Annotated in this window: 14 protein-coding genes; 9 read left to right on the top strand and 5 right to left on the bottom strand. The window is 63.7% G+C overall.

Annotation, left to right across the window (positions count from 1 at the left end):
- Positions 1 to 81: 81 nt before the first annotated feature.
- Together QMA15_RS18770 and QMA15_RS18765 are read left to right on the top strand one after the other, a co-directional pair.
- The gene (locus QMA15_RS18770) at positions 82 to 2,364 is read left to right on the top strand and encodes a carbon starvation CstA family protein (protein ID WP_019744571.1); all 2,283 of its coding nucleotides are present in this window, start codon (positions 82 to 84) and stop codon (positions 2,362 to 2,364) included.
- Positions 2,365 to 2,366: 2 nt separating this feature from the next.
- On the top strand, positions 2,367 to 2,567 hold the full coding sequence (locus QMA15_RS18765; RefSeq protein WP_019744572.1) for a YbdD/YjiX family protein: 201 nt from the start codon (positions 2,367 to 2,369) through the stop codon (positions 2,565 to 2,567).
- A gap of 6 nt (positions 2,568 to 2,573) precedes the next feature.
- On the opposite strand, the gene QMA15_RS18760 is transcribed toward QMA15_RS18765, so the two are convergent.
- On the bottom strand, positions 2,574 to 2,978 hold the full coding sequence (locus tag QMA15_RS18760; RefSeq protein WP_019744573.1) for a hypothetical protein: 405 nt from the start codon (positions 2,976 to 2,978) through the stop codon (positions 2,574 to 2,576).
- A 152-nt stretch (positions 2,979 to 3,130) separates the two neighbouring features.
- Here QMA15_RS18760 and QMA15_RS18755 point away from each other — a divergent pair, with 152 nt between their 5' ends.
- Complete coding sequence (locus QMA15_RS18755; protein ID WP_003945249.1) at positions 3,131 to 4,324, top strand: AI-2E family transporter; 1,194 nt, start codon at positions 3,131 to 3,133, stop codon at positions 4,322 to 4,324.
- Here QMA15_RS18755 and QMA15_RS18750 read toward each other — a convergent pair whose 3' ends face one another.
- Together QMA15_RS18750 and QMA15_RS18745 are read right to left on the bottom strand one after the other, a co-directional pair.
- A complete protein-coding gene (locus tag QMA15_RS18750; RefSeq protein ID WP_290285811.1) occupies positions 4,325 to 7,303 on the bottom strand; it encodes an SMC family ATPase in 2,979 nt (992 codons plus the stop codon).
- The gene (locus QMA15_RS18745) at positions 7,300 to 8,475 is read right to left on the bottom strand and encodes an exonuclease SbcCD subunit D (RefSeq protein ID WP_290285809.1); all 1,176 of its coding nucleotides are present in this window, start codon (positions 8,473 to 8,475) and stop codon (positions 7,300 to 7,302) included. Before QMA15_RS18745 ends, QMA15_RS18750 begins: the two co-directional genes overlap by 4 nt.
- A gap of 217 nt (positions 8,476 to 8,692) precedes the next feature.
- On the opposite strand from QMA15_RS18745, the gene QMA15_RS18740 reads away from it, so the two are divergent.
- On the top strand, positions 8,693 to 9,649 hold the full coding sequence (locus QMA15_RS18740; protein WP_172933073.1) for a DUF6542 domain-containing protein: 957 nt from the start codon (positions 8,693 to 8,695) through the stop codon (positions 9,647 to 9,649).
- Between the two features lie 67 nt (positions 9,650 to 9,716).
- Here QMA15_RS18740 and QMA15_RS18735 read toward each other — a convergent pair whose 3' ends face one another.
- Positions 9,717 to 10,730, bottom strand: coding sequence for a 4-hydroxy-3-methylbut-2-enyl diphosphate reductase (locus QMA15_RS18735; RefSeq protein WP_021332759.1), 1,014 nt, complete (start codon positions 10,728 to 10,730; stop codon positions 9,717 to 9,719).
- Between the two features lie 153 nt (positions 10,731 to 10,883).
- On the opposite strand from QMA15_RS18735, the gene QMA15_RS18730 reads away from it, so the two are divergent.
- Genes QMA15_RS18730 through QMA15_RS18720 form a run of 3 tightly spaced genes read left to right on the top strand, consistent with a single transcriptional unit; the run spans position 10,884 to position 12,960 of the window.
- Positions 10,884 to 11,483 (top strand): lipid droplet-associated protein, encoded by a 600-nt coding sequence (locus QMA15_RS18730; protein ID WP_113683167.1) that lies wholly within the window; start codon positions 10,884 to 10,886, stop codon positions 11,481 to 11,483.
- Positions 11,480 to 12,745 (top strand): exodeoxyribonuclease VII large subunit, encoded by a 1,266-nt coding sequence (xseA, locus tag QMA15_RS18725; protein ID WP_290285802.1) that lies wholly within the window; start codon positions 11,480 to 11,482, stop codon positions 12,743 to 12,745. Before QMA15_RS18730 ends, xseA begins: the two co-directional genes overlap by 4 nt.
- Positions 12,742 to 12,960: an exodeoxyribonuclease VII small subunit gene (locus tag QMA15_RS18720; RefSeq protein ID WP_003945276.1), complete on the top strand. Its 219-nt coding sequence runs from the start codon at positions 12,742 to 12,744 to the stop codon at positions 12,958 to 12,960. The genes xseA and QMA15_RS18720 overlap by 4 nt, the downstream gene beginning before the upstream one ends.
- A 21-nt stretch (positions 12,961 to 12,981) precedes the next feature.
- Here QMA15_RS18720 and QMA15_RS18715 read toward each other — a convergent pair whose 3' ends face one another.
- Positions 12,982 to 13,551 carry a DUF4245 domain-containing protein gene (locus QMA15_RS18715; RefSeq protein ID WP_029255848.1) on the bottom strand — a complete coding sequence of 190 codons (570 nt, stop codon included), beginning with the start codon at positions 13,549 to 13,551 and terminating at the stop codon, positions 12,982 to 12,984.
- Between the two features lie 180 nt (positions 13,552 to 13,731).
- Here QMA15_RS18715 and glpX point away from each other — a divergent pair, with 180 nt between their 5' ends.
- Positions 13,732 to 14,766 carry a class II fructose-bisphosphatase gene (glpX, locus tag QMA15_RS18710; protein WP_019744581.1) on the top strand — a complete coding sequence of 345 codons (1,035 nt, stop codon included), beginning with the start codon at positions 13,732 to 13,734 and terminating at the stop codon, positions 14,764 to 14,766.
- 101 nt (positions 14,767 to 14,867) lie between these two features.
- Entirely contained in the window at positions 14,868 to 16,271 is a 1,404-nt protein-coding gene (locus tag QMA15_RS18705) for a class II fumarate hydratase (RefSeq protein ID WP_290285797.1), read from the top strand.
- Positions 16,272 to 16,299: the final 28 nt, after the last annotated feature.

Below are 16,299 nucleotides of genomic sequence, written 5' to 3'. Positions count from 1 at the left end.
CGGATTCACCCGTCTGGTCCTACAGTGACAGATGGCCCGCTGTGACGGCGGCCACACTGCACTAGTGGACGGAGTTCGACGATGAGCTTGACGACTGCGCCGGAACCAAATGTCGAGTACCTGAAAACCGATCCTGACCTGCCACCTGTCGGCGTCATCGACAAAACACCCATTTCCACCACTGCGCGCGTCGTCTTCCTCGTTCTCGGACTGGTCGGCGCGGGCTCCTGGTACATGATTGCGATCGTCCGCGGTGAACACATCAGCGCCGTGTGGTTCGTGTTGGCCGCAATCTGTACCTATCTGATCGCCTACCGCTTCTATGCGCGGTTGATCGAACGCAAGATCGTCAAGCCCCGCGACGACGTCGCCACTCCCGCCGAAATCATGGAGAACGGCGCCGACTACATGCCGACCGACCGTCGGGTGCTGTTCGGTCACCACTTCGCGGCAATCGCCGGTGCCGGTCCCCTGGTCGGACCCGTCCTGGCCGCGCAGATGGGATATCTTCCGGGAACGATCTGGATCATCGTCGGCGTGGTGTTCGCCGGGGCGGTGCAGGACTTCATGGTCCTGTGGATCTCGTCGAAGCGCCGCGGGCGCAGCCTCGGTCAGATGGCCCGCGAAGAACTCGGCCTCGTCGGCGGCGTCGCCGCATTGATCGGCGTGTTCGTCATCATGATCATCCTCATCGCGGTGCTCGGACTTGTGGTCGTCAATGCGCTCGCCGAGTCCCCGTGGGGTGTGTTCTCGATCGCGATGACCATCCCCATCGCCCTGTTCATGGGCGTGTACCTGCGGTATCTGCGGCCGGGCAAGGTTTCCGAAGTCTCCCTGATCGGCGTCGTCCTACTCCTCCTGGCCATCGTCTCCGGTGGTTGGGTAGCCGATACCGGTTGGGGCGCAGACTGGTTCACACTCTCGAAGGTCACCATTGCGTGGCTGATGATCGCGTACGGATTCGCCGCTTCGGTGCTGCCGGTCTGGCTGCTCCTGGCACCGCGCGACTACTTGTCGACGTTCATGAAGGTCGGCACCATCGCATTGCTGGCCATCGGAATTCTGGTCGCACGACCCGCGCTGAACATGCCTGCAGTGACGCCGTTCGCCTCCAACGGCGAAGGCCCGGCCTTTGCCGGTTCATTGTTCCCGTTCCTATTCATCACCATTGCCTGTGGCGCACTCTCGGGCTTCCACGCGCTGATCGCGTCCGGCACGACGCCGAAGCTGCTAGAGAAGGAAAGCCAGACCAAGATGATCGGGTACGGCGGCATGCTGACCGAATCGTTTGTCGCGATCATGGCTCTGGTCACCGCCTGCATCCTCGATCAGCACCTGTACTTCGCACTCAACGCTCCCGCGGCGCTGACCGGTGGAACACCGGAAACCGCAGCCGAATACGTCAACAATCTGCCCCTCGGCACCGCCCCCATCACACCGGACGTGCTGACGCAGGCAGCCGAGGCCGTCGGGGAAGAATCGATCATCTCGAGAACCGGCGGCGCCCCGACGCTCGCGTTCGGCATGTCCGAAGTGCTCAGCGACGTCTTCGGCGGCGACTCGCTGAAATCGTTCTGGTACCACTTCGCGATCATGTTCGAGGCTCTCTTCATCCTCACCACGATCGATGCCGGCACTCGCGTCGCTCGATTCATGCTCTCGGACTCGCTCGGCAACTTCGGCGGTCCGGCAAAGAAGTTCAAGGACCCGTCGTGGCGCATCGGTGCGTGGCTGTGCTCGCTGATCGTGGTCGCTGCGTGGGGCGCGATCCTGCTCATGGGTGTCACCGATCCACTCGGCGGAATCAACACGCTCTTCCCGCTCTTCGGCATCGCCAACCAACTTCTGGCCGCGATCGCACTGACGGTGGTCATGACGATCGTCATGAAGAAGGGCCTGTTCAAATGGGCCTGGATCCCCGGCGTGCCATTGGTGTGGGACCTGGTCGTGACTATGACCGCGTCGTACCAGAAGATCTTCTCCGACAACCCCGCGATCGGTTACTGGGCTCAGCACAACGTGTTCAAGGATGCGAAGGCAGCAGGTGAGACGGCGCACGGTTCTGCGAAGACTCCAGAGGCCATCGATGCCGTCATCCGCAACACCTTCATTCAGGGCACGCTCTCGATCATCTTCGCGTCTCTGGTGATCGTCGTGGTCATCGCCGGGATCATCGTATGTGCCAAGGCAATCCGGGCCGGTGGGCTGCCGACCACCGAGTCCCCGGAGGAACCGTCGAAGATCTTCGGTCCCGCAAGCTTCATTCCGACGCCCGCGGAGAAGGAAATCCAGAAGGAATGGGACGAGCTCATCAAAGCCGGGAAAGTCCGGGCACCCGGCGCCGCGCACGGAGGTGGGCACTGACCATGACCATGACGGCAAAACTCACCACAGCGTTCCGCGGAACGCTGTGGTGGGTTCGCTCGGTGATGGGCGATCTCGACTATCAGCGCTACGTCGAGCACACCCGACGCCACCACGCCGACTCACCGGTGATCAGCGAACGAGAGTTCTGGCGCCGCCGGCATGCAGCAGCCGACGCCAACCCGGGCGCCCGCTGCTGCTGAATCCGGTCAGGGGCAGGTGGCCTTCGCGAGTTCGTAAATGTGGCCGGCCTGCTCGTCGGTGGGCTTGTTGCCGTTGTTCTCGGCCAGGTCGGTGATCTTGGACTTGACCTCCGCCTCGTCCGTGCCGTTGGCGACCTCGGTGCACGTGGTCGTCAAGATCTCCTCGATGTCTGCGTCGTCGCGGTTCTCCGCCAATGGTGCGTAAGCCCCACGGAAGGTGGCGACGAACAGCGCCGTCTTGCCCTGGTCGATGGCGTTGCCCGCTGACTGCTTCGCCGTCTCGAGCGCCTGCTGCCCGCTCGTGACTGCCTCGCTGATCTTGTTCTGCGCGTTGTCCTGATCCTCGGTGCTACACGCGGTGAGCCCGAGAACGACGATTGCTGCTGCCCCGACTGCTGCTGCGATTCTCATGACGGAAATGTTAGTCCGCCTGGCATGCTTCAAAACACAGTATTGAAGCGCAACACACGAGTTATCGCATGCAGTCGTTACGATCAGCTCAGCTAGATCACCGGATTCTCACATCGGCGAGGAGATCCCTGCGCCGACGGAAAGGACGATCAGTGAGCGAGCAAGACAAGGGGACGTCCGCAGGGGTGCGAAAGCGCGACCGCGGCGAGATCATCGGGCAAGGGGGTATGTGGCTCGCAAAGTGGTCGTTGGTGTTGGCATCGATTTCGCTGGGCGCCTGGATTTTCGGTTGGCTGATCGAAAAGCTCTGGGTCATCATCCTGCCGGTGGCTCTGGCAATCGTCGTTGCGACAGTCATGTGGCCGCCGACCCGCGGAATGATCAAGCGCGGTATGCCACCGGCCGCGGCAGCCGGCATCACCCTGGTCCTCTCGATCGGAATCTTGGCCGGTGTGATCGCAGGCATCGTTCCGTCAGTGGTCAGCCAGGCCCCCGAGCTCGCGAACAAGACCACCGAGGGCATCAATCAGGTTCAGGACTGGCTCCAGGGTCCGCCACTGAATCTGAAGGACGACCAGATCGACAACGCAGTCCATGCCGTCATCACGAAGGTGCAGGAAAGTGGAACCGCCATCGCTTCAGGCGTTTTCAGCGGTGTGAGCACGGCGAGCTCGTTGTTGGTCACGCTCGGTTTGGTCCTGATTCTCGCCTTCTTCTTCATCAAGGACGGACCGAGGTTCATCCCCTGGCTGCACGCTGTCGGCGGCGGCCGCGCCGGTCGGCATCTCGAAGAGGTCCTCACCCGCATGTGGGACACGCTCGGCGGATTCATCAGGACTCAAGCACTGGTGAGCCTGATCGACGCGGTCTTCATCGGCGCCGGATTGCTCATCCTCGGGGTCCCGCTGGCACCGGTGCTGGCAATTCTGACGTTCATCGGTGGATTCATCCCGATCGTCGGTGCGTTTGTCGCCGGCGCCCTGGCCGTGTTGGTTGCGTTGGTGGCAAACGGCCTCACCACCGCCATCATCGTCCTGATCATCATCCTGGCCGTTCAGCAGATCGAAGGAAATGTCCTTCAGCCTGTGCTGCAGAGCAAGTCGATGAAACTCCACGCCGTCATCGTGCTGCTTGCCGTGGCCGCCGGTAGCTCGCTGTACGGCATCGTCGGCGCCTTCCTCGCAGTGCCCGTCGCCGCTGTTGCAGCAGTTGTCATCCGCTACATCGGAGAGCAGATCGACGAACGCGCAAGCGACAACGAGCCGATGCCCGCCGGCGATGCCTCGGACATCCTCGAAGATCAGGACGACGACGCCGAGTCAGAGGTAGAGAACAAAAAGGCCTGATCAGCCCGCGATCACCTTCACCGAGGAGCCTGCACGTCCGCGAATGACGTGCAGGCGACTCGGGATTCGCTGCCTCATCTCGTCCACGTGACTGACGATGCCCACCACTCGTCCTCCGTCGCGAAGCTCGTCCAACACAGCCATCACCGAGTCGAGGGTGTCGGCGTCGAGGGTGCCGAATCCTTCGTCGATGAACATCGTGTCGAGAACGATTCCGCCGGACTCCGCCGCAACCACATCGGCGAGTCCGAGCGCCAAAGACAATGACGCCAAGAATGATTCACCGCCCGAGAGCGTCTTCGCCGAGCGAACGACGCCCGTGAAGTCGTCCCGGATGTCGAGTCCCAGACCGCCGCGGCGACCCCGAGATCCTGCCTCGTCACTGTGCACGAACTCGTACCGTCCCCCGGACATCCGCTGCAGCCGAACCGATGCCGACACGGCGATCTCTTCCAACCGCGAAGCGAGCACATACGCTCGCAGCGACATCTTGCGACTGTTCTGACCTTTACCGGCGATCACGTCTGCGAGGGCAGCGAGTTCGTCGTGCAGTTCACGCTCAGGTGCAACCGCCTCGTAGGCCTTCTCGAGTTGTCCGCTGAACCGTTCGAGATCCGACACACGGTTCTCGGCCAGGGAAGCGGCCGCAACAGTCGCGTTCACTACCTCGGCGCACTGAAGCGCGAGGCCGCGAGGGCCGTCCACGTCGACGGTCTCGACTTCACCCACCGCAACAACCTCGGGGTCGTCGAGGACAGTCCGGGCGGCAACCTCGAGGTCACGCGCCTTGGCGAGTTCCGTTTCGATCGCCGCGATTCGGGCAGGCGATCTAACCCCTCCGATCGCAGCCTCGACCGAATCGAATCCGGCAGCGGCCGCAGCAGCGGACAGTTTGGCCGACAGTTCCGCCGATCGGGCCTGCGCACGAACGGCGTCGTCGCGCATTTCGGACGCCGCCGTGGCAGCGGATGCAAGGCCTTCGAACCGCGAGCGCCGAGCAGCGATGGTCGAGTCTTCTCCCACCGCAGCAACGATCGCCGCTCGAATCTGCTCGACCGTCGCTGACAGAGTCGTCCTACGCTCGGCAAGTGCCGCCAATTCGGCTGTCAGAGAAGCGGATTCCTGTTGTAGTTCGGTGTCACGCCCATTGAGTTGCGCAAGTTTTTGTGCCAGCACTCCAACCTGACCGGCAGAGTGTGTCGCCTCGTCGACGGCGTTCCGTGCCTCGGCGCGGAGCCTGTCGAGTTCTTCGGAATCGCCGTCTCCGCCGCGCGCGATCACCCGGTCGATGTCACGTTCGACGGTTACCTGGCGATCGGCCACCTTGCTGAGGGCTTTCTCGGCCGCACGCTCGGCCGCTGACGCGGCTTCCAGATCGGGCTCGGTGACCGTGACGACATCCGACTGAGCCAGCGCAGGGTGTTCACGCGAACCACACACCTGGCATGGGTCACCAGGCGCGAGTGAACTCGCCAACTCCGCCGCCATGCCCTCGATACGCTTCTGTACGAGGTCGAGCCAGCGCCCGCGAGCACTCTGATGGGCGTCGCGCGCATCCAACACCTGCACACGAATCTTCTCGGCTTGTGCACGCAGAGAAACGATTTCATGGGCCGCTGTCGCAGCATCCGACGCTTTTACGAGTGCAGCCTCGAGGCCAGGCAGAGCCGCGTGAGCGCGTTGCGCATCCTCCAGTCGTTGGCCGGCCGAGCGCACCAGTTCCGGCAGTTGTGTGCGTTCAACCGCGATGGCATCGATGCGCTCGGACAGGGAGTCTCGCCAAACTCCGAGTTTCTCGATCTCGGCTTCTGCCGCATCGGCTCGGCGAGCGTCCTCCGCCATTGCGTCCAGGCGAACGATCTCGTCACGCCAGGTCCGGATCCGAGCTACGACGCGTTGACGCTCATCGTCGGTGGGTGGCCACACCTCCGGCACAAAAATCTCCGGACCGTCGAGTGCGGAGTAGGTCGACATCGCTGTGGTCATCGATTCGAGTGCGGCAGCGAGATGCAAGCCGGCAGCGTCCACATCGCCGGCGACAGCGGCCACCGGCAGTGCGCGCTTGGCGGTCTCGAGTTCGGCGCCGATCACAGCTCTTTGGGAGGCGCCCGTATTGAATGCTGCGAGTTCAGCGGTCGCACGATTACGGCGAGCTACCAGATCTGCGGTTCGCTGCGCCGCCGACAGAACCCGATTAGCCTCGGCTGCTGCATCTTTCGCGGTCACCAGCTCCGCGAGACTTGCATCGCGGGTGTCCTGAGCCTCGGCGAGGAGTTTGCGCGACCATTCCAGTGGGTGTGCCTCGGCGCCTACCTCGAGTCCCGCAGCTGTCTCGACCTTCGCGAGCAGCAGCCGCACGGATTGCTCCCTGGCCGCGAGCGCGGTCGCACTTGCCTTTCGCTTGGCGTCGAACCATGCCTCGACGGAGACAAACCGCTTGGTGTCGAACAGACGCTCGAGCAGTTTGCCTCGCTCGTCGCTCTCGGCACGCAAGAATTTGGCGAACTCACCCTGCGGCAAGAGCACCACCTGGAAGAACTGATCAGCGCTCATGCCCATGAGGCGGTTGATCTCGTCACCGATGTCAGGGATGCGCGAAAGGTTTTCGCCGCGGCCGTCCAACCACGTCAGTGTGGCCTTTGCGTTCTCCGTGATCGAACCGGTGCCACGCTTCTTCGGGCGCGAATACTCTGGACTACGAACAAGTTTGATTCTGCGACCACTGATGGTCGCTTCGAGTTCCACGCGTGGCACCGAACCGGCAGGCGCATGATCGGACAGTAGCCGTTTGCCCTCGTTGCGCGCACCCGGAACCCGCCCGTACAGGGCAAAGGAAACCGCGTCGAGGATCGTAGTCTTGCCTGCACCGGTGTCACCGTGCAGAAGGAACAGCCCGTCTGCACCCAATCGGTCGAAGTCGACCTCGACAGTGTCGGCAAAGGGCCCGAAAGAGCTGACTTCGAGTTTGTGAAGCCTCACGCGGTTTCACTCAGTTCTACCGTGGACTCCTCGGCGCGCGCGGCAGCGCTGAGCGCTTCGGCCATCAACGTGACCTCCCGCTCGGACGGGTCACTACGCACGGCCGAGACAAAGCCACGGGCGATCTCCATGTCGGTTCGACCCCGTACCGCGTCGCGATACTTGAGATCCGATTGCCCTTCCGGCCTTTGCCATTCGAGGTGAACAGCAAAGGGGAAGCGTGCCTGGAGCTGCCTCATGGCATCGACGGGACGAACCGGATCAGTGAGCAAAGCGGAGATGTAGCACTGCTCGGAATCGGCGTACTTCGACTCGGTGAGAAGTTCCTCGAGAGTTCCCGTCACCTGGCTCAGCCCTCGAATCACCGGAAGATCGAGGCGCTGCGCCGACGACAGACCGGCTGCGTCGAGTTCGATCAAAAGAGCAGCCTTGCGGTGGCTGCGCTCACCGAACGAATACGGCAACGGTGAACCTGAGTAGCGGACACTCTCCGAGAGCATCTGGGGCGAATGCAGATGCCCCAGCGCAACGTAGTCGACACCGGCAAACTCGCCCACTGCGACAGTCTCCACTCCGCCGACCGAAATGGAGCGTTCCGATTCAGACGCCTCACCGCCCACGACAAAGGCATGCGCGAGCAGTACCGACCGAGTCGACGGATCGGTAGCTGTTCGTTCGGCGAGATCTCGCCGAACACGCGACATTGCCGCACCGAGGATGTCGGAATGAGTACGAGCCCGGGGCACGTCCAACTCGACGCGCGTGATCTCCGGCTCGAGATACGGAATCCCGTAAAACGCGACCGGCCCGAACTGATCACTGAGCATCACCGGAGTACCGATCTGGCCGACTCGGGTGATCAAGTGCAATCCGCCGGCAGCTGCAAAGGACGCCCCGGCACCGAGCCGCACCGCGGAATCGTGGTTGCCGGACGTGGCGACGATGACCGCTCCGGCCGCCCGGATTGCCTCGAAGCCTCGATTGCACACCGTGACCGCGTCGGAACTGGGAATTGAGCGGTCGTAGATGTCACCGGGCACGACCACGACGTCAACACCGTGTTCGCGGACGGAATCTGCGATGGAACCGAGCACACTCGCCTGATCGGCCAACAGATCGACGCCGTGAAAGGTGCGACCTATGTGCCAATCGGAGGTGTGCAGAATCTTCATGAATCCGACGGTAGAGCAGCCCACCGACACTGCCGATCTCCCACGCTGACGGCTTCGACGGTGTGCCCCAACCCACGAACGTCCGGTGACCCTGCACACAATCCGTCCGGTTCGTTTGGCGAAGAACCCGAAACCATCGCGCCATCGCGCCGATAAATGCGCCAGCCACGACCCGCACAAACACGGCCGACAACGCAAGAACCGCTAATGTCGTTATGTGTCTGCAACCCAACGTGCTCGCTCCGGGGTACCGCTGGACAAGCGATCGCTCATCGTGACCGTCCCCGGCCTGCCCTGGTGGGGAGTGATCCTGCTTGCTGCCGGTGTCACCGCCGTCGGCGTACTGATCGATGCAACCGGAGGCGGCGGCGAGCTCACCGCGGTGTTCTCGACGTTCTACTTCCTGGGCTGTCTCTTCGCTGTGGTTGCCGCTTCGAACAAGGCTCTTTTCACCGCGATGGCCCAACCTCCGTTGCTGCTCTTCGCTGCGGTGCCGATCGGGCACACGCTCATCGGCAAGGACAACAGCACCGCACTGCGCGACATCGCGATCAACATCGCGTACCCGTTGGTCAACCGCTTTCCGATCATGTTGGCCGCAACCGTCGTCGTGCTGATAATCGGCGGTTTCCGGTACTTCCTGCTCAATCAGCGTCCCACCGGGCCTGCGCGCTCGACCCGCTCCCGCCGCTCGGCCACCGCCACTCGAGACTCCTCTGCGGCTGCCACGCGAGAACAATCCGCACCCGAGACCGGGCGTCGCCGCAGAGTCTCGGACGCGCCCGTCCCCGGGCCCCCGCGTCGCCGCGCCCCCGAGGTGGACGAACAGCCCGCTTACCGAAGCGCTCCCCGGCGCGAACCGATCGAAGACGATCGCCCGCTGCCGCCCCGGAGAAGCCCCCTGCCGCCCAGGGTCGATCGCACGCACCAACCGCCTACGCGTCGCCCTCAGCCGGACAGTAGACCGACAGCAGACGACGACTACCCGTCGTACGGTCGCCGCCGGGCGCCCGAGCCCGCTCCGTCGCCCAGGCGTGAGGAGCGGATGGAGCCCTTCTTCGCATCGGGTGACGACGTATCGCCGCCGCTGCCCCCTCGCCGCCGCCCACCCGGAGTCGATCTTCCCGCGTATCCGCCGCCGCGAGTTCGGTATCGCGATCGCGAAGAGCCCTGACAGACGAGCCCAGTAGCAAAAAATGCGGGGCACCTTCCAGATGGAAGGTGCCCCGCATTTTCTTGTTCTAGGACGTGCGCGCTGCTCGCAATTCACGGGGAAGAGCGAACACCAAGGTCTCGTTGGCTGTGGTGACGGGCTGAACGTCGTTGTATCCGTGCTCGGCAAGAAGTTCGATCACGCCGCGCACGAGCACCTCGGGCACTGATGCGCCCGATGTGATGCCGACGGTCTGGACACCCTCGAGCCACGCGAGATCGACCTCACGGGCGTAGTCGACCAGGTACGACGCGGCAGCGCCCGCCCCGAGTGCGACCTCGACGAGGCGAACCGAGTTGGACGAGTTCCGTGAACCCACCACGATCACGAGATCGCACTCGGGGGCCATCGCCTTGACCGCGACCTGACGGTTCTGCGTGGCGTAGCAGATGTCGTCGGACGGCGGGTCCTGCAGATTGGGGAAACGCTCACGCAGGCGCGCGACAGTCTGCATCGTCTCGTCGACACTCAGTGTGGTCTGGGAAAGCCAGATGACCTTCGCCTCGTCCCGAACCGTGACCGAGTCGACCGAATCCGGGCCGTCGACGATGGTGACGTGATCGGGAGCCTCACCTGCGGTGCCCTCGACCTCCTCGTGGCCTTCGTGGCCGATGAGGAGAATGTCGTAATCGTCGCGAGCGAATCGCTTTGCTTCCTGGTGCACCTTCGTGACCAGGGGGCACGTAGCGTCGATCGTGCGCAGGTTCCGCTCGGCGGCCGAGTCGTGGACGGCCGGAGACACACCGTGCGCCGAGAACACGAGGAGTGATCCTTCCGGAACCTCGTCGGTTTCGTCGACGAAGATCACGCCTTGATCTTCGAGCGTCTCGACGACGTGGCGATTGTGGACGATCTCCTTACGCACGTAGATGGGTGCGCCGTGCTTCTCGAGCGCCTTCTCGACGGTCTCGACCGCGCGGTCGACGCCGGCGCAGTAGCCGCGAGGCTCGGCGAGGAGCACGCGCTTGGCGCTGCCCTTGCGGGTGGACGGCGAATCAGCCGAGTGCGCGATACCGAGATTGAGAGGAACAGCCGAAGACATGTGACCAGCCTACTGGCACCTCGAACGTGAGACACTCCGGCAAACGTGAACACCTCGGTTTCGGGCTCCGATCGAAGGTTCCGAAGTAAACGAGTACGGCCGTCACAGGCAAGTCGGCTACCGATTGTCGGAGCTTTGCGGCAAGCTGTGGGAATGATCCGACCACCGTTCGTGGCGCGCGTTGCCGCGGGACTCGCCGTCACCGCGATGGAAGAGGCAAAGAAGTTGCCCACCACCGCTGTCGCCCTGCCGATGACCGCCGTGAGCCAGATGCTGCAGACAAGCATGCGCGTGCAGCAGTCGATCACCTCGTTGGCGATCAAGGGCGATCAGGCATTTGCACTGATCAACTGGTCTTCCGAGGACGAACAGCCCGAGTGGGCGGTCTTCGACGAAGACGCCGACGCTCCCGCGGACTCGGCGTCTTCCACCGGGTCGACCACCGCTGACACCCCGACCAACGCCGGACGCTTCGCGCTCTACTCGCTCGAGCCGACTGCCCCCATCGAGGAGCCCGCACCCGGCGCCGAGTCCGAATCCGCGGCAGCTACGACGGACGGACCTGCCGAAGAGCCCGAGATCGTCACCGAACTCGACTACCCCAACCTCACACTCGCACAGCTCCGTGCGCGCATCCGTACGCTCAGCATCGACGAGCTGACCGCCGTCCTGGACTACGAGAATGCGACGCTCGCCCGCGCACCGTTCCAGACCATGCTCACCAACCGCATCACCACAGCCAAGGCAAAGTGACTTCCGCAACGCCCCCCGCTTCATCGCAGCGATCGTCCGGCGCCAGCAGCGCTGAACAGCCGTGGCCGGTCCGCACGGTTTCCGCCAAGGTCGCCGGCTGGATCGATCGACTCGGCAGCATCTGGGTCGAAGGTCAGATCACCCAGATCAATGCACGCCCCGGTACCCGAACGGCCTTTCTCGTTCTGCGTGATCCGTCGGCAGACATGTCGCTGTCGATCACATGCTCACCACAGTTGTTGCACAACTCTCCGGTGCCGTTGACCGAGGGCTCGCGTGTCGTGATGTTCGGCAAGCTCTCGTTCTACACCGGACGCGGAACGGTGTCGTTGCGTGTCACCGAGATTCGCGCCGTGGGTATCGGTGAGCTGCTGGCCCGCATCGAGAGACTGCGCGCCTTGCTCGCCGCGGAGGGCTTGTTCGATCCGAGACTCAAACGGCCTCTTCCGTTTCTGCCCGGCACGATCGGCCTGATCACGGGCCGAGCCAGCGCGGCCGAAAAGGATGTCGTCTCGGTCGCCCACCGTCGTTGGCCCGCAGTGGCTATCGCGGTGCGTAACACCGCCGTGCAGGGCCCCACTGCTGTTCCCCAGATCATCGAAGCGCTGAAGGAACTCGACGCCAACCCGGTAGTCGACGTCATCATCCTCGCTCGCGGCGGCGGTAGCGTCGAGGATCTCCTGCCGTTCTCCGACGAAGCGCTGTGCCGCGCCATCGTGGCCTGCACGACGCCGATCGTCAGTGCCATCGGCCACGAGCCGGACAGCCCGCTCAGTGACCACGTCGCCGACCTGCGCGCAGCCACACCCACCGACGCGGCCAAGCGCGTCGTACCCGACGCGGTTGCGGAAGCTGCTCTGGTTGCCGATCTTCGTGACCGCAGCGCTGCGGCACTGCGCAGCTGGGTCAAGCGTGAGTCTCATCTGATCGAACAGTTGCGCACTCGACCGGTCATGGCATCACCGCTGCTCGCGGTGGACCGTCGCGCCGAAGAGGTCGAAAGGCTCCAGGCCGCCGGGCGACGCGATGTGACTCGGTTGATCGACTCCGAGTCCCGAACGATCGAGCATCTGCGCGCCCGGCTCACCACTCTCGGCCCCGCCGCGACGCTGGCCCGCGGGTACGCAGTCGTGCAACGTGTTGTCGCCGACGGCGATCCGGAGGTTCTGCGCTCGGTCGAGGACGCGCCACCCGGAACCCAGATTCGAGTTCGACTTGCAGACGGCGCCGTTCGCGCCGCAGTGATTGGAAGAGAAAAATGAGCAACGCCACCGACACCGACATCAACGAACTCGGCTACGAAGCAGCCCGCGACGAATTGGTGAGCGTCGTGAAGATTCTCGAACAGGGCGGCCTGGACCTCGACGCGTCACTCTCACTGTGGGAGCGAGGCGAAGCGTTGGCCAAGCGCTGTGAAGAGCATTTGGCCGGCGCCAGGGCTCGCGTCGAAAAGGCTCTGGCCGAAGCGGACGAGTAACGTCCGCTCCGACCGGAAATCCTATGGCGTGATCGGCTGCGCTGCGCCGACCTTCTCGGCAAGAATCCGGAACTCGTCCGGCGTCGCCGCGCCCGTGAGCAACAGGCGAACATCCCCGACGTCCGTGACCCAGATCGACTCGACACCTTCGCCGCCGAAGACGTTCCACGTATCGGCGCCGACGGTCTCGACTCCGGTCGCGAATCGCTGTCCACCGGCAACGTGTGACACCAACGGGAATTCCTCGGCGTTGCTCTGTGTCAGCTGAATGTAGCGACCGCTGGTCGTGATGAATCCCACAGTGCTCGAATCTCCGCCACCGTCGCCGGAGATGATTTTGCGACTGCCGGAGTTCGGGGTCCACCCGTCCGGAACACCGGGATTACGGATGGGAAATCCGAGTTCCTTCGCGTCGTAGTTCAGAGCAGCGTCCACGTCGACGCTCGGGATAGGCCCCTGCGTCGGGCCGCCAGGACTGAACGTGCACTGGCTGGCGATGCCCGCAATGATGATGCAGAACAGCACCAACGGTACGAGAGACCAGACCATGTCTTTGTTGTCTTCGAGAATGCGGGGTTTCTTCGATGCCACACCCCCAGTATCCAGGTACTGCGCAGTAGATACGATTCCCGGTCCCCTTCGAGCGAGACAAAACGTCGCAGCGGCGACCCGACAGCGCACGTAGCCGCTCCCATCTGGGACAATGACGCCTGAAGAAACCACTGCGTCGACACACCCCGTCGACCGCGACCGCGCCAGGAGGCACCGCACATGACGGCCAGCAGCACTCATCGTGAGACCCCGGACCGTAACCTCGCACTCGAATTGGTCCGAGTCACCGAAGCCGGTGCTATGGCTGCCGGCCGCTGGGTAGGCCGCGGCGACAAGGAAGGCGGCGACGGAGCAGCCGTCGACGCTATGCGTCAGCTCGTCTCCTCCGTCTCGATGCGCGGCATCGTCGTCATCGGTGAGGGCGAGAAGGACGAAGCGCCGATGCTGTTCAACGGCGAAGAGGTCGGAAACGGCGACGGTCCCGACTGTGACTTCGCCGTCGACCCGGTCGACGGCACCACCTTGATGTCCAAGGGCATGCCCAACGCGATCTCCGTTCTGGCTGTTGCCGAGCGCGGCGCGATGTTCGATCCGTCGGCCGTGTTCTACATGGAGAAGATCGCTGTCGGACCGGATGCTGCAGATGTCATCGACATCAGCGCACCGATCGCCGAGAACATCAAGCGCGTCGCCAAGGTCAAGAAGGCGTCGGTCTCCGACATCACGATCTGCATCCTGGACCGCCCGCGTCACAACCAGCTGATCCAGGACGTGCGCGACACCGGCGCTCGTATCCGTCTGATCTCCGACGGTGACGTTGCCGGCGCCATCGCCGCAGCGCGTCCCGAGTCCGGCACCGACATGCTCGTCGGCATCGGCGGAACGCCTGAGGGCATCATCGCCGCAGCAGCCATGCGCTGCATGGGTGGATCGCTGCAGGGCAAGCTCGCACCCACCGACGACGAAGAGCGCCAGAAGGCCATCGACGCCGGTCATGATCTCGATCGGATCCTGACCACCGAAGATCTCGTCTCCGGCGAGAACGTATTCTTCTGCGCCACGGGCGTCACCGATGGTGACCTGCTGCGCGGTGTCCGCTACTACGGCGGCGGCGCCAGCACGCAGTCCATCGTGATGCGTAGCAAGTCCGGCACCGTTCGCATGATCGACGCGTACCACCGTCTCGAGAAGCTGCGTGAGTACAGCTCCGTCGACTTCGACGGCGAAGAGGGCGCGGTTCCCCCGACGTTCTGATGGGCTCCGCCCCGTGAGCGGTTAGGGAGTCCCTGCACTCCTTAACCGCTCACGGGGGACGTAGTCCCCTACCCGCCCTCCAAAAGTGGCAATGTGGAGCCATGACGGAGAGCAACGATCAACAGTTCCGAATCGAACACGACACCATGGGCGAAGTTCGGGTGCCCATCGACGCACTGTGGCGGGCACAGACCCAGCGTGCAGTCGAGAACTTCCCGATCAGCGGGCGCCCACTCGAGCGCACCCAGATCCGCGCAATGGGCTTGCTGAAAGCAGCGTGCGCGCAGGTCAACAAGGACCTCGGACTGCTCGACGCGGACAAGGCCGACGCAATCATCGCCGCCGCGAACGAGATCGCCGAAGGCAAGCACGACGATCAGTTCCCCATCGACGTCTTCCAGACCGGCTCGGGAACCAGCTCGAACATGAACGCCAACGAGGTCATCGCGTCCATCGCGAAGGCCGCCGGTGTGGACGTACACCCCAATGATCACGTGAACATGTCGCAGTCCTCCAACGACACCTTCCCCACCGCCACGCATGTCGCAGCTACCGAAGCAGCGGTCACCGATCTTGTTCCGGCGCTGGAACATCTGCACGCTGCACTCGCCACGAAGGCGTCCGAGTGGAAGACCGTCGTCAAATCCGGACGCACCCACCTGATGGACGCTGTGCCGGTCACGCTCGGTCAGGAGTTCGGCGGTTACGCACGTCAGATCGAGGCCGGCATCGAGCGCGTCAACGCAACACTCCCCCGCCTCGGCGAGTTGCCGATCGGCGGAACAGCAGTCGGCACCGGTCTCAATGCTCCGGATGGATTCGGCCCCAAAGTTGTTGCTGAGCTGGTCAAGTCGACAGGCGTCGACGCGCTGACTCCGGCGAAGAACAGCTTCGAAGCGCAAGCCGCGCGCGACGGACTGGTCGAAGCATCGGGCGCGCTGCGGACCATCGCAGTCTCACTGACGAAGATTGCCAACGACATTCGGTGGATGGGATCGGGTCCGCTGACCGGACTCGGCGAGATCGCACTCCCCGATCTGCAGCCGGGTAGCTCGATCATGCCCGGCAAGGTGAACCCGGTCCTGCCCGAGGCAACCACTCAGGTTGCGGCTCAGGTGATCGGAAACGACGCCGCCATCGCGTGGGGCGGCGCTGCCGGAGCGTTCGAACTCAACGTCTACATCCCGGTCATGGCACGCAACCTGCTGGAGTCGTTCACCTTGCTGGCCAACGTCTCTCGACTGTTCGCCGACAAGTGTGTCAGCGGACTGATCGCGCACGAGGAGCACCTCAAGACACTCGCCGAATCGTCACCGTCGATCGTGACGCCCCTCAACTCGGCGATCGGTTACGAGGAAGCCGCGGCCGTCGCGAAGCAGGCGCTCAAAGAGAAGAAGACGATCCGCCAGGTCGTCATCGAGCGCGGACTCGTCCCGGACAAGCTGAGCGAGGAAGAACTCGACAAGCGTCTCGACGTTCTGGCGATGGCGAAGGTCAAGGACTGAACAAACAACAGAGTGGCGGTTTTCCCCT

This window comes from Rhodococcus sp. APC 3903 (genome assembly GCF_030407755.1).
Taxonomy (GTDB): domain Bacteria; phylum Actinomycetota; class Actinomycetes; order Mycobacteriales; family Mycobacteriaceae; genus Rhodococcus_F; species Rhodococcus_F erythropolis.
This window is presented reverse-complemented; position numbering and strand designations above follow the sequence as displayed.